This is a genomic window from Enterococcus pallens ATCC BAA-351, assembly GCF_000407485.1.
Taxonomy (GTDB): domain Bacteria; phylum Bacillota; class Bacilli; order Lactobacillales; family Enterococcaceae; genus Enterococcus_A; species Enterococcus_A pallens.
Genome location: NZ_ASWD01000002.1, coordinates 994,813 through 1,008,000 on the forward strand (window position 1 = coordinate 994,813; position 13,188 = coordinate 1,008,000).

General features: G+C 39.7%; 13 protein-coding genes. 4 read left to right on the forward strand and 9 right to left on the reverse strand.

Annotation, left to right across the window (positions count from 1 at the left end):
• Positions 1–150 precede the first annotated feature (150 nt).
• The 4 genes from tuf to rpsL all read right to left on the reverse strand — a co-directional run bounded on the left by tuf (position 151) and on the right by rpsL (position 4,596).
• Positions 151–1,338, reverse strand: coding sequence for an elongation factor Tu (tuf, locus tag I588_RS11245; RefSeq protein WP_010756436.1), 1,188 nt, complete (start codon positions 1,336–1,338; stop codon positions 151–153).
• Between the two features lie 159 nt (positions 1,339–1,497).
• On the reverse strand, positions 1,498–3,585 hold the full coding sequence (gene fusA, locus I588_RS11250) for an elongation factor G (RefSeq protein WP_010756435.1): 2,088 nt from the start codon (positions 3,583–3,585) through the stop codon (positions 1,498–1,500).
• Positions 3,586–3,665: 80 nt separating this feature from the next.
• On the reverse strand, positions 3,666–4,136 hold the full coding sequence (rpsG, locus tag I588_RS11255) for a 30S ribosomal protein S7 (RefSeq protein WP_010756434.1): 471 nt from the start codon (positions 4,134–4,136) through the stop codon (positions 3,666–3,668).
• Positions 4,137–4,182: 46 nt separating this feature from the next.
• A complete protein-coding gene (gene rpsL, locus I588_RS11260) occupies positions 4,183–4,596 on the reverse strand; it encodes a 30S ribosomal protein S12 (protein ID WP_010756433.1) in 414 nt (137 codons plus the stop codon).
• Between the two features lie 349 nt (positions 4,597–4,945).
• On the opposite strand from rpsL, the gene rpiA reads away from it, so the two are divergent.
• Positions 4,946–5,626, forward strand: coding sequence for a ribose-5-phosphate isomerase RpiA (gene rpiA, locus I588_RS11270; protein ID WP_010756432.1), 681 nt, complete (start codon positions 4,946–4,948; stop codon positions 5,624–5,626).
• Positions 5,627–5,741: 115 nt separating this feature from the next.
• Positions 5,742–6,428, forward strand: coding sequence for a 2,3-diphosphoglycerate-dependent phosphoglycerate mutase (gene gpmA / locus I588_RS11275; protein WP_010756431.1), 687 nt, complete (start codon positions 5,742–5,744; stop codon positions 6,426–6,428).
• A gap of 42 nt (positions 6,429–6,470) precedes the next feature.
• Here the strand turns inward: gpmA and I588_RS11280 are convergent, their stop codons facing one another.
• The 5 genes from I588_RS11280 to I588_RS11300 form a co-directional block, all read right to left on the reverse strand.
• A complete protein-coding gene (locus I588_RS11280; protein ID WP_010756430.1) occupies positions 6,471–7,412 on the reverse strand; it encodes an NmrA family NAD(P)-binding protein in 942 nt (313 codons plus the stop codon).
• 98 nt (positions 7,413–7,510) lie between these two features.
• On the reverse strand, positions 7,511–8,389 hold the full coding sequence (locus I588_RS11285; RefSeq protein ID WP_010756429.1) for a LysR family transcriptional regulator: 879 nt from the start codon (positions 8,387–8,389) through the stop codon (positions 7,511–7,513).
• Positions 8,390–8,460: 71 nt separating this feature from the next.
• Entirely contained in the window at positions 8,461–9,087 is a 627-nt protein-coding gene (gene udk, locus I588_RS11290; RefSeq protein WP_010756428.1) for a uridine kinase, read from the reverse strand.
• A gap of 71 nt (positions 9,088–9,158) precedes the next feature.
• On the reverse strand, positions 9,159–9,842 hold the full coding sequence (locus tag I588_RS11295) for a YjjG family noncanonical pyrimidine nucleotidase (RefSeq protein ID WP_010756427.1): 684 nt from the start codon (positions 9,840–9,842) through the stop codon (positions 9,159–9,161).
• 11 nt (positions 9,843–9,853) lie between these two features.
• Positions 9,854–10,570, reverse strand: a complete 717-nt coding sequence (locus I588_RS11300) for a 16S rRNA pseudouridine(516) synthase (RefSeq protein ID WP_010756426.1) — start codon at positions 10,568–10,570, stop codon at positions 9,854–9,856.
• A gap of 276 nt (positions 10,571–10,846) precedes the next feature.
• Here I588_RS11300 and I588_RS11305 point away from each other — a divergent pair, with 276 nt between their 5' ends.
• Both I588_RS11305 and I588_RS11310 read left to right on the forward strand, forming a co-directional pair.
• Positions 10,847–11,650 carry a TraX family protein gene (locus tag I588_RS11305; RefSeq protein WP_010756425.1) on the forward strand — a complete coding sequence of 268 codons (804 nt, stop codon included), beginning with the start codon at positions 10,847–10,849 and terminating at the stop codon, positions 11,648–11,650.
• A gap of 174 nt (positions 11,651–11,824) precedes the next feature.
• Positions 11,825–13,186: an MFS transporter gene (locus I588_RS11310; RefSeq protein WP_010756424.1), complete on the forward strand. Its 1,362-nt coding sequence runs from the start codon at positions 11,825–11,827 to the stop codon at positions 13,184–13,186.
• Positions 13,187–13,188 lie beyond the last annotated feature (2 nt).

Consider the following 13,188-nt stretch of genomic DNA (forward strand, 5'->3'; position numbering starts at 1 on the left):
TTCACTACCACGCTGGAAGCTCTCCGGAACCACCTGCATAGCAGGTGGTTTTCAAAGCATACAACCAAAAAAAGAGCCACCGATAATTCGGTGACTCTTTACGTCCGAGCATAGGTAAAGCTAATTTATTAAAAGTTTTGTTAAATCAAATTAAGCGTTGATAGTTGAAACAACACCGGCACCAACTGTACGTCCGCCTTCACGGATTGAGAATTTAGTACCGTTTTCGATAGCGATTGGGTGGATTAATTCCACTTCCATTGCTACGTTGTCACCAGGCATAACCATTTCAGTTCCTTCTGGTAATTCAACTACACCAGTAACGTCAGTTGTACGGAAGTAGAACTGAGGACGGTAGTTAGTGAAGAAAGGAGTATGACGTCCACCTTCTTCTTTAGACAATACGTAAACTTCAGCAGAGAATTTTGTATGTGGAGTGATAGTACCTGGTTTAGATAATACTTGTCCACGTTGGATATCTTCACGCGCAACACCACGCAATAATGCGCCAATGTTGTCGCCTGCTTCAGCGTAGTCTAATAATTTACGGAACATTTCAACACCAGTAACAGTTGTTTTAGAAGTTTCTTCAGCAATACCTACGATTTCAACTTCGTCACCAACACGTACTTGTCCACGTTCAACACGTCCAGTAGCAACTGTACCACGACCAGTGATAGAGAATACATCTTCGACTGGCATCATGAATGGTTTTTCAGTGTCACGTTCTGGAGTTGGGATATAAGCATCAACTTCTGCCATCAATTCAATGATTTTTTCTTCGTAAGCAGCGTCGCCTTCCAAAGCTTTCAAAGCAGAACCAGCGATAACAGGAGTGTCATCACCTGGGAAGTCGTATTCTGTTAATAGGTCACGTACTTCCATTTCAACTAATTCTAACAATTCTTCGTCATCAACCATATCAACTTTGTTTAAGAAAACAACGATGTAAGGTACGCCAACTTGGCGAGACAATAGAATGTGTTCACGAGTTTGAGGCATTGGGCCGTCAGCAGCAGATACTACCAAGATAGCTCCGTCCATTTGAGCAGCACCAGTGATCATGTTTTTAACGTAGTCCGCGTGTCCTGGGCAGTCAACGTGAGCATAGTGACGGTTTTCAGTTTCGTACTCAACGTGAGCAGTGTTGATAGTAATTCCACGTTCGCGTTCTTCTGGAGCACCATCGATTTGTGCGTAATCCATAGCAGTCGCGCCGCCTTTTTTAGCAAGTACAGTAGTAATTGCAGCAGTTAAAGTAGTTTTACCATGGTCAACGTGTCCGATAGTACCAATGTTAACATGGGGTTTTGAACGGTCAAATTTTTCTTTAGCCATTTAAATATGTTCCTCCTAAATGAGTTTGTTTTTTTATCTGATAGGTCCGCGGTACAATTGTACCGCGAGCCCATATCATCGATATCATTTTATCTGAATTGTTCACAAAAATACAGGTCTTTTAGAAAAACAGTTGGAATTTGTCTAAGATTTTTTAAATTACTCAGATTTTCCGCCATTTTTCTTAATAATTTCTTCTTGAACTGCTTTTGGAACAGCTTCGTAGTGGTCGAATGTCATAGTGAAGACACCACGACCTTGTGTTGCTGAACGTAGCGTGGTTGCATAACCAAACATTTCAGCCAATGGAACCATTGCACGAACAACTTGTAAGCCGCCGGCACGAGCGTCCATTCCTTCTACGCGACCACGACGAGCAGTCACGTGACCCATAATATCACCTAAGTAATCTTCTGGGATAACAACTTCAATTGCCATAATCGGTTCAAGGATCGCTGGATCAGCTTTCTTCGCAGCTGCACGTAATGCCATAGAAGCGGCAACACGGAAGGCTGTTTCATTTGAATCGACATCATGGTAAGATCCATCGTAAAGTTTAGCTTTAATGTCAACCATAGGGTAGCCAGCTAATACACCGTTGTCCATTGATGCTTTCAATCCTGCTTCAACAGCTGGAATGTATTCACGAGGGACAACCCCACCGACGATTGCATTTTCAAATTCAAAGCCAGCGCCTTCTTCGTTTGGTTCGAATTCGATCCATACGTGACCGTATTGACCTTTACCACCAGACTGACGTACGAACTTACCTTCTGCTTGAGTACCTTTACGGAATGTTTCACGGTAAGATACTTGAGGAGCTCCAACGTTCGCTTCAACTTTAAATTCGCGACGCATACGGTCAACGATAATATCTAAGTGAAGTTCACCCATACCAGCGATGATTGTTTCGCCAGTTTCCACGTTTGTTTCAGCGCGGAAGGTAGGATCTTCTTCAGATAGTTTTTGCAAGGCAACACCCATTTTATCTTGGTCAGCTTTTGATTTAGGCTCAATAGCGACTTGGATAACTGGTTCTGGGAATTCCATTGACTCAAGGATAACTGGTGATTTTTCAGCACACAAAGTATCCCCGGTAGTTGTATCTTTCAAACCAACTGCAGCAGCGATATCTCCAGCGTAAACTTCAGAGATTTCAGAACGTGAGTTAGCATGCATCTGCAAGATACGACCTACACGTTCGCGTTTGCCTTTAGTAGCATTTTGTACGTATGATCCTGATTCTAAGACACCAGAGTACACACGGAAGAAAGTTAAACGACCTACGAATGGGTCAGTCATAACTTTAAATGCTAAAGCAGCAAAAGGTGCGCTATCATCAGCTGGACGTTCTTCTTCTTCTTCAGTCTTAGGATTGATTCCTTTAATTGCAGGAATATCCAATGGTGAAGGCAAGTAGTCAAGAACGGCATCCAATAATAATTGAACCCCTTTGTTTTTGAAAGCAGAACCACAAAGAACTGGATAGAATTCAACATTAACAGTTGCTTTACGAATTCCTTCTTTCAATTCTTGTTCAGTGATTTCTTCACCTTCAAGATACTTCATCGTTAAATCTTCATCAGTTTCAGCAACAGCTTCAACTAATTTTTCACGCCATTCTTCAGCAAGCTCTAAGTAGTCTGCAGGAATGTCAGTTTCTTCGATTTCAGTACCTAAGTCGTTTGTATAGATTTCAGCTTTCATCTTCACAAGGTCGATGATACCAGTGAAATCATCTTCCGCACCAATTGGTAATTGGATTGGATGAGCATTTGCGTTCAAACGGTCATGCAAAGTTTCTACAGAATATAAGAAGTCTGCACCGATTTTATCCATTTTGTTAGCAAATACGATACGTGGTACACCATAAGTGGTTGCTTGACGCCATACGGTTTCAGTTTGAGGTTCAACCCCAGATTGAGCATCCAATACAGTTACAGCACCATCTAGTACACGCAATGAACGTTCAACTTCTACAGTGAAGTCCACGTGTCCTGGTGTGTCAATGATATTGATACGATGACCTTTCCATGCAGCGGTAGTCGCAGCTGAAGTGATAGTAATACCACGTTCTTGTTCCTGTTCCATCCAGTCCATTTGTGAAGCTCCTTCGTGAGTTTCACCAATCTTGTGGATTCTACCAGTGTAATACAAGATACGTTCAGTTGCAGTCGTTTTACCAGCATCGATGTGGGCCATGATACCAATGTTACGAGTGTTGTCTAGAGAAAATTCTCTTGGCATTTCTTCTGTTTCTCCTCTCTTAAATCAAATTAAGCGTTCTATTATCTTTCTGCTGACAGTAGTCAAATGCAGAGAGGATTTTACCAACGATAATGAGCGAATGCACGGTTGGCTTCGGCCATTTTGTGTGTATCTTCGCGTTTTTTCACAGAAGCTCCAGTGTTGTTAGCAGCATCCATGATTTCTTTTGCTAAGCGGTCTTCCATTGTGTGTTCTCCGCGAGAACGCGCATAGTTGACAACCCAACGCAAACCAAGAGTTGTACGACGTTCTGGACGTACTTCAACTGGTACTTGGTAGTTAGAACCACCGACACGGCGAGCTTTAACTTCCAATACAGGCATAATGTTTTCCATTGCTTGTTCGAAAACTTCCAATGGGTCATTCCCTGTTGAATCTTTAATTTTATCAAATGCGTTGTACACGATATTTGAAGCAATACCACGTTTGCCATCAACCATTACACGGTTGATCAAACGAGTTACTAGCTTTGAGTTATACATAGGATCTGGTAAAACATCACGTTTTATAGCAGCACCCTTACGAGTCATGCGTAACTCCTCCTTCCGAAAATATGTCTTTTATCTAGTTCGTTTTTTAAGCTTTAGGTCTCTTAGTACCGTATTTAGAACGGCTTTGTTTGCGATCGTTAACACCAGCTGTATCTAGTGCACCACGAACGATGTGGTAACGTACCCCTGGTAAGTCTTTCACACGTCCACCACGCAATAGAACAACACTATGTTCTTGCAAGTTGTGGCCGATACCTGGAATATAAGCTGTTACTTCGATCAAGTTAGACAAACGAACACGAGCATATTTACGCAATGCAGAGTTAGGTTTCTTAGGTGTCATAGTACCCACACGTGTGCATACCCCACGTTTTTGCGGAGAGTTAACGTTTGTTTGAACTTTTTTAAAGCTGTTATATCCTTTATTCAATGCAGGTGAATCTGATTTTTCCACCTTTGATTTACGAGGTTTACGTACTAATTGATTAATTGTAGGCATTCCTTGTTTCCTCCTTCCTCGATTCGCTTTCTAGTCCCACACATCCTGGTGGTTCTTTTTCGGCGATAAAAAATAATGCAATCACTGCATTCTCTATCAAGCGTACCTTGACACAGTCAGCACGTCTCATCTGAGAGACCTGTTCACAAAGCACCTCAGATAGCATATCATGATTGATTTTACCTGTCAATAATCTCTTGAAAGTTTTTTTAGGATATTTTCATTCCTAATATTCTTGTATTTAAATAGAAAGAAAAATCTTTTTGGTCTTTTTTACTAAAAAAGAACTATCTTTTTTTTGTGGTTCCGATTACAATAGAGGTAACTAAAACGAAGGTGGGATTTTTCGATGAATCTAAAGGAACTAGTAGGCATTGAAGTCGCAAAATATGTTAAAGATGGCATGGTGGTTGGATTAGGTACTGGATCTACTGCTTATTACATGGTAAAAGAAGTTGGTCGACGTATGAAGGAAGAAGGCATTCAAGTTACAGGTGTAGTTACCTCTTCTGCGACTGAAAAACAAGCAAAAGAACTAGGTATTCCTTTAAAGGCCATTGATGAAGTGGATTATGTTGATTTGACAATTGATGGCGCTGATGAGATCAGCAGTGATTTCCAAGGAATCAAAGGCGGCGGTGCAGCATTATTATTTGAAAAGATTGTGGCAACCTATTCTAAAGAATGTATTTGGATTGTTGACGAAAGTAAAATGGTTGATAAATTAGGCAATTTCCCGTTACCTGTAGAAGTTGTACCTTTTGGCAGCCATAATCTATTCCGTCTTTTTGAAGAAAAGGGCTACAATCCAAAATGGCGTAAAACAGCAGAAGGTGAACTATTAGTTACCGATGGCGGACACTACATTATCGATTTAGCTTTAGAAGTAATAGAAGACCCTCATGCCCTCGCAGATGAATTAGACAGATACGTCGGTGTTGTAGAACATGGTTTATTTATTGATATGATTTCAAAAGTTGTTGTAGGTACTCCCGATGGTCCAAAAGAATTAGCAGTTCCTAATAAATAATTCTTTTTTTAAAAATCCGCGGTTAATAAAGGAAAACAATGGAAAAACCTTTGAAAACATTGTACAATGAATCAGGAATTGAAAATTTCAGAAATGGACTAAAGGAGAGAATAATATGCCAAAATTAGTTTTTTCTCGTCACGGACTAAGTGAATGGAACAAATTGAATCAATTTACTGGCTGGGCTGATGTAGATTTAGCTCCAGAAGGTGTTGAAGAAGCAAAAGAAGGCGGACGTAAAATTAAAGAAGCTGGCATCGAATTTGATGTTGCTTACACTTCTGTATTGACTCGTGCCATCAAAACTTGTAACTACATCTTAGAAGAGTCTGACCAACTTTGGGTACCAACCGTTAAATCTTGGCGCTTAAACGAACGTCACTATGGTAAATTGCAAGGTCTTAACAAAAAAGAAACTGCTGAAAAATACGGCGACGAACAAGTACACATCTGGCGTCGTTCATACGATGTATTGCCTCCATTAATGGAAGCAACTGATGAAGGTTCTGCTGCTCAAGACCGCCGTTACTCAATGTTAGATCCTCGTGACATTCCTGGTGGAGAAAACTTAAAAGTTACTTTAGAACGTGCATTACCTTTCTGGCAAGACGAAATTGCTCCTGCTTTGAAAGACAACAAAACTGTTTTAGTTGCAGCTCATGGTAACTCATTACGTGCTTTGGCTAAACATATTGAAGGTATTTCTGATGAAGATATTATGGACTTAGAAATCCCAACAGGTCAACCACTTGTTTATGAATTGAATGATGACTTAACAGTAGCGAAAAAATACTACTTATAAGATAAGCAAACAGCGCTGAGGTCAAAAGCCTCAGCGCTGTTTTTATGCATCTTTCGAATGGCGTTCACCAATTTGGAAATCCTCCGCATGTTCAAACATATAGCGAACTGTAATTGGCTCGTCACCAGTTAATTGTTTAAAATCATCCGTATGCTCAGCCATTTTATTTTCACGAATAGCTTGAGCGAAGGTTACCATTCCTTCTGAAGAAAATGGTGCCTCTGAACCGTCTTTAAATTTGCCGTCGGTGGTACGAGGTACGCCCATTGCATCAAAAACGGCATAATTTTCTTCATCCGTCACTTCTCTATACACAACCTTATTTCCAGTTACCTCATTGCCAATATTGATAAAATCCTGAATCGTCATCAAATCTTTGCCATTAATATTTAGAATTTTATGGTGATAGGTTTCATTAATTAAGGCATAAGCGACTGCTTTAGCACAGTCTTTGCGGGAAATGTAGGCCATTTTCCCATCACCTTGGCTATTAGTCAATTCACCATTACCTTTAACATAAGTAAAGTAATTAGTTACCATCGCTTCTGCGTATTGCGAATTACGTAAGAAGATATAGTCCAAGCCACTTTCTTCAATATATTTTTCAGTAAAAGCATGATCAATTTTTTCAATACTTGGATTACTTGGATCAGCAGCATTTACTAATGAAGTATAAATAATTTTCTTCACACCAGCTGCTTTAGCTGCATCAACAACATTTTTATGAGCGGCTTGCCGCTTTTCACCTACAAAAGGCATTGAAATTAACGCTAAGACTTCGCCTCCAGCAAATTTTTCAGCTAAGCCTTCTAAATGATTGAAGTTCGTTTGTTGAACTGCCACTCCTTGCTTCGCATACTTTTCCAAGGCAGCCGATGAATAGCCACAAAATACTAAGCGTTCCTTATCTGCCAAAGTCATCAAATATTCTGCTGCTTGGCTACCTAGATTTCCATCCACACCAGTTAAAATCAATTTGCTCATTTGATATCTCCTCCTTGTTTTCGTTACCTATATCATATGTGAATAAATGAACAATAACCAATACAAAGATTCAATAATCTATAAGTAAAACTTATACCTTATCCGCGAATGATGCCTAAAAATCGTTTTATACTGGGCTTGTTTTCTCCCTTCCGATAAGCGAGAACAATTGAAAATTGATGATGAGAATGCTCAATTGGCAACAATTTTACTCCATCCCCATTATTAACTAACGGGTAATTTTCTGGAAAAAAACCAATCATATTATTGTTTTGAATCATGAATAGCTCCGTTTCAATATCACTAGCTACCTTTATAATATTGGGAGCATAACCATCTTTTAAGGCATTCTCCAACATCAAATAATAAGACTTTCCGATCATTTCCGGTGCTAACATCACGATTGGCTGACTGTACAGTTGATCAATCGTTAAAGACTCTTTTTCAAAATAGGCATGACCTTTTCCCACTACTGCTAGATAATTCCCATGATATAAAGGAATTGTACGAATGCCCTCTTCTTCAAAAAATTCAGAGTCAAAGCTGATGGCTAAATCATAGCGATGATTTCTAAGGTTTTCTGCTACTCCTTTTAAAGGTACCTTTTCAACATCTAGCACAATGTCTGCTTTTTTTAAATCATGTTTATGAATCACTTGTGACAATTGCTGGATATCCATAATCGAAGTGTATTCAATCCGAATACGATTTTGCCCCTCATTATAGTCAACCAATCGCTGGTTTAGCTGTTGATATTGTTGCAGCAGCTGCAGCGATTCCTGATACAAAATTTTACCAGCTTCTGTCGGGGTCACGGGTATTGTTGTTCGGTCAATCAATTGACATTCGAAGTGTTCCTCTAAAAAATGAATCTGTTGCGTAATACTCACCTGCGAAACATAATTCTTCTTTCCAGCCTTGGTAAAGCTCCCAGTCTGAACCAAATCAACAAAATAGCGCAGTTTCTCTAAATTCATGCAATATTCCCCCTGTTCTCTCTAGCTAAAAAGCAGACAGCTCCCAAAAGGATTTGTCTGCTTCAATACTCTTACTCATGATTCAAAAAAGAGGATACTTTCGTCGCCAATAAATCAATCGCCACATGATTTTCGCCGCCTTCTGGCACAATAATATCTGCGTAGCGCTTGGTTGGTTCAATAAATTGATGGTACATTGGTTTTACAACGGTTAAATATTGTTCAATGACAGAGTCTAAGGTTCTTCCCCGTTCCTCCATATCTCGTTTGATTCGACGGATAATTCTTATGTCGTCATCTGTATCAACGTAAATCTTAATATCCATCAAATCACGAAGCCGTTCGTCTTCCAGAATTAGAATTCCTTCTAAAATAATAACTTCTTTTGGCTCCTGTACGATTACCGCCGTACTGCGAGTGTGAGCAACATAGTCATAGACCGGTTTTTCGATTGCTTCAAAATTCAACAACTGCTTCACATGTTCAATTAATAAATCGGTATCAAAAGCAAAGGGGTGGTCATAATTGGTCTTCAACCGTTCCTCAAAGCTTAAGTTACTTTGATCTTTATAGTAGGAATCTTGTTCCAGCATCATAATTGAATGATCTGGGAAATGATTATAAATTGCACGGCTGACGCTAGTTTTCCCGCTGCCGGAGCCACCTGTTACACCAATGATAATTGGCTTGCTTTTCATGAAATAAAACCTCTTTCGTGTCTTTTGCTACAACTATTATAGCGAAAATCGCGGCAATTACTATTGGTTTATCAAAATTCTTGCAAAATTTTGTAAAGATCGGTCAATTGACGGATTTGATACGTTGGCTGAATCTCTGTAGCTGGTTTATTTTGCGGGTTCATCCAGACCGTATCTATTCCAGCGGTCTGCCCTCCTTTAATATCTGAGGTTAGAGAATCTCCGATAATAACCGTCTGCTTTTTATCCACGTGAGGGATTTCGTCAAACACGATATCAAAGTATTCTTTCATTGGTTTGTGGACCCCCATTTCCTCCGAAATAAAGAATTTCTGAAAATAGGGTGCCAAGCCAGATTGCTGCAACCTTTGATGCTGTGTTTCTGACACGCCATTAGTCACAACATACAATTCTTTGGTTTGGCTAAGACGTTTAACGACAGCTAGCCCATCTTTTATCAATTTGTGACCTTGGTTTAAGTAATAGCGATACCGTTCCTCGGTTTCTGGACCATCTACCTTTTTACCTACAGTATCGAAAAAAAGACTAAAACGTGTATTTAGCAATTCCTGCCGCGAAAGCGTCCCTTGTTCATGCTGGCGCCAAAAACCGCGGTTCATTTCTTTGTAAGCGTCCTTGATTGTTTCATTCAAAGGCACACCCATTTCTACAAACAACTTATTTAAAGCCTGCTCTTCGGCATCTTGAAAATCCAATAGCGTATCATCAATATCGAATAATAAAGTGGTATACATTCTTTTTCCTTCTATCTAAAATATTTTTTTAACAGCTGCAGCTCATCTAAAGTGAGTGCACGATAGCTGCCTATCGCTAAATCGTTTGGTAAAGACAAGGGCCCCATCTTCAATCGCTGGAGATCAACTACCTTTTTACCACAAGCCAGAAACATTTTTTTCACTTGATGGAACTTACCTTCATGAATCGTCAGGTCAACCATAGAAGCTTTTTCACTGGCAAAAAGAACCTTCAATTCAGCTGGCTGGCAAACAATTCCACCGTGGAAGACAATCCCTCTAGCAAAGGCAGTTACATCCTCTTCTGTAACTCGCTCATTGACCACTGCTCGATAAGTTTTAGCTACTTTTTCCTTTGGTTGCAGCAAATCATAACCAAGCTGACCATTGTCAGTCAGTAAAAGCAAACCGGTAGTATCGCGATCCAAACGACCAACAGGATAAAGCTCTTGCCGCCAGTCTTTGGCATCAATTAGATCTAACACGGTCTGACAATGATTATCCTGCTTGGCTGTCACTACTCCCTTAGGCTTATTTAATAAATAATAAACCTGATCCGTTTGTAAGTTTTGCCCGTCGACTACAATATGATGCAGCTGACTATCCACATTTCGCTGTGGGTTCAATTCAACTTCATTATCTACGGTCACCCGCTTCATTAGAAACAGACGCTTCATTTCTTTTCGGGTAGTATGCAACTTGGTTTCGATCAGTTTATCCAAACGCACTGTGAAAACTCCTTTAGGCTTGTCGGATACATTATACTGGAATTAGTAACCATTGTAATTAGCCAGGCTCTATTTTAAAGAAAAAAGGGGAAATTCCCGGTCTTAATCAAAATTTGAGCTGCTAAAAAAGAGCGTGCGGCGTCATGATTTTTTCGTTCGAACAATTTTGTAAGTTCATTGACAGCCAAATAAATGGTGAAACCTGTTTAGTTTCCTTATACTACTTAGCAAAAGAGCAGTTCTATGTTCAAAATTTTATAAGTAAGGAGCATATCTATGCAAAAAGGTTTAACGGGGTTTCAACTTAAAATAATCGGAGTCATTACCATGGTCATTGATCATTTAGGACAATTTTTCGCTTTCTTAGGTGCCCCGCTCTGGTTTCATTGGATAGGGCGAATCGCTGCACCTATTTTCTTGTTCGAAAGCTCTGAAGGCTTCATCCATACTAGTAATCGTAAAAAATATATGCTTCGCTTACTAATTGGCTTTTGGATTATGGGAGCAATTGACTGGGTTTTAAATACGTATTTCAGTATTGGTAATGCTGTAGTCATCAATAATATTTTCAGCACCCTCTTTTTAGGTACTGTTTTCATGCAAGCCGCTGACTATTTGATTACTGGAGTTAAGCAAAAGCAAGGGCGTGTTTTTGGAAAAGGACTACTTTGGTTGTTTATCCCTTTGATTCTTAGTATTTTTCCATTGCTTATTCTTTCAGGTGGTACGATTAATCCGGTTTTAATGATTGGTTTCCAAGTTTTCACCTATTTAGTACCCACATTGTTATTAACTGAAGGCGGCTTTTTGTTCGTCCTTTTAGCAGTATTATTTTATCTTTTTCATGGTAAAAAGGGGCTGCAGGTGGCAGCTTTACTAAGCATTGCTTTGATTTCACTCGTTTTTGGCGGAATGCAGCATCCCTTCACCGTAAATTTCCAATGGATGATGATGCTTTCAGCAATTCCAGTTATCTTGTATAACGGTGAAAAGGGTCGCAGTATGCGCAGCTTCTTTTACTACTTCTACCCTGCTCATATCGCAATTTTTGCTATTCTCAGCTTTTTCTTGCAAAAATAATCCAGTTTTTCTTGACTGGTTCACAGAAAAGCTTTACAATCCTTTTTGTGAACAAATCGTACAGATAACGCGTATTGCTACGCGTCGAGAGAGAGGCGGTTTCTATTAATTTAGAAACGTCTCTCTTTTTTGTTGCGAATTTTCTGTGCTGTTAACAAAAACTGAGGTGATATTATGAAAGAAAAAACGATTCATTTAATTCCTGCCGTACTGGCTACTGGGATTATGTCCTTTTCTGGCGTACTGATTGAAACAGCCATGAATGTGACCTTTCCTACCTTGATTCATCAATTTGGACTGTCTACTGCATTGGTTCAATGGGTCACAACTATTTACTTGCTGGTTATTTCCATTATGGTGCCCTTTGCTAATTATTTATTGAAAAACTATTCGATTCGGCGCTTATTTGTCGCGGCCAATTTATTTTTTATCGCTGGTCTGATTATCGATTTCTGGTCCCCCTCCTTTAGTGTGCTGTTACTAGGACGTCTTCTTCAAGGGATCAGTACCGGAATTGCCTTACCCTTAATGTTTCATATTATTTTGAATTTCACTCCGATGCATAAGCGTGGAACCATGATGGGGTTGGGAACATTGACTACCTCTATCGCACCCGCAATTGGTCCAACTTACGGCGGATTGTTGACGTCAGCATTATCTTGGCATTATATCTTTCTCTTTTTGATTCCTGTTTTAGTGGTTTCAATGGTCACTGGTGTAGCAGCAATTCCTGAGATGACTGTCAAAAAGACTACTCAGCTGGACTTTTTAGGATTGCTGGGAGTTGGCTTATTATTCAGCGGTTTGCTGCTCTTTTTAAATCAGTTGGGTTCTTGGTTTAGTTTAGTTCCTTTACTAGTGGGACTAGTTGGATTTGCTTTGTTTTATCACCAAGCAAATCAGGCCGAACATCCACTAGTTCGGCTGACCGTTTTGAAAAATAAAACCTTTCGACTTTTTTTATTAGGCTTCTTAGTTTGCCAATTTTTGTTGTTAGGAATTTCCTTTGTCTTACCGAATTTTTTACAAATTATTTTAGGAAAAGATGCCTTTGTCGCTGGCTTGGTTATGCTGCCGGGTGCAGCAGTGGGAGCTATTTTGGCACCTGTTTCTGGTCGTGTTTTAGATAGTGTCGGCCCGAAAAAGCCCATTTTATTTGGCTTAAGCTGTGCCACTATCGGCTGGATCGGCTTAACGCTTCTGATGAAATCACCAATTTTATTAGGTTTTGTCGCTGGACATGTCTTTTACATGATTGGTATCGGCTTTGCCTACAGCAATATGATGACAACTGGAATGAACCAGCTATCAGAAAAGGAATATGGTGATGGCAATACGTTGTTTAACACCCTGCAGCAATTTTCCGGCGCAGTGGCTACTGCCATTGTCGCAACTATCATTAATTTAGCTCAAGTCCAACAAGGTAATTTTCAGCAAGGAACTGTCTTAGGATCACAATTATCTCTGCTCTTCTTGTTGCTCTTACTCATTATGATTTTCGTGGCCACCATTCTCCATTTTAAGAAAAAGACGTGAAA

Excerpts from the sequence above, each read along its gene's own strand:
- tuf (WP_010756436.1), bottom strand. The coding sequence starts at position 1,338 with ATGGCTAAAGAAAAATTTGACCGTTCAAAACCCCATGTTAACATTGGT.
- fusA (WP_010756435.1), bottom strand. The coding sequence starts at position 3,585 with ATGCCAAGAGAATTTTCTCTAGACAACACTCGTAACATTGGTATCATG.
- rpsG (WP_010756434.1), bottom strand. The coding sequence starts at position 4,136 with ATGACTCGTAAGGGTGCTGCTATAAAACGTGATGTTTTACCAGATCCT.
- rpsL (WP_010756433.1), bottom strand. The coding sequence starts at position 4,596 with ATGCCTACAATTAATCAATTAGTACGTAAACCTCGTAAATCAAAGGTG.
- rpiA (WP_010756432.1), top strand. The coding sequence starts at position 4,946 with ATGAATCTAAAGGAACTAGTAGGCATTGAAGTCGCAAAATATGTTAAA.
- gpmA (WP_010756431.1), top strand. The coding sequence starts at position 5,742 with ATGCCAAAATTAGTTTTTTCTCGTCACGGACTAAGTGAATGGAACAAA.
- I588_RS11280 (WP_010756430.1), bottom strand. The coding sequence starts at position 7,412 with ATGAGCAAATTGATTTTAACTGGTGTGGATGGAAATCTAGGTAGCCAA.
- I588_RS11285 (WP_010756429.1), bottom strand. The coding sequence starts at position 8,389 with ATGAATTTAGAGAAACTGCGCTATTTTGTTGATTTGGTTCAGACTGGG.
- udk (WP_010756428.1), bottom strand. The coding sequence starts at position 9,087 with ATGAAAAGCAAGCCAATTATCATTGGTGTAACAGGTGGCTCCGGCAGC.
- I588_RS11295 (WP_010756427.1), bottom strand. The coding sequence starts at position 9,842 with ATGTATACCACTTTATTATTCGATATTGATGATACGCTATTGGATTTT.
- I588_RS11305 (WP_010756425.1), top strand. The coding sequence starts at position 10,847 with ATGCAAAAAGGTTTAACGGGGTTTCAACTTAAAATAATCGGAGTCATT.
- I588_RS11310 (WP_010756424.1), top strand. The coding sequence starts at position 11,825 with ATGAAAGAAAAAACGATTCATTTAATTCCTGCCGTACTGGCTACTGGG.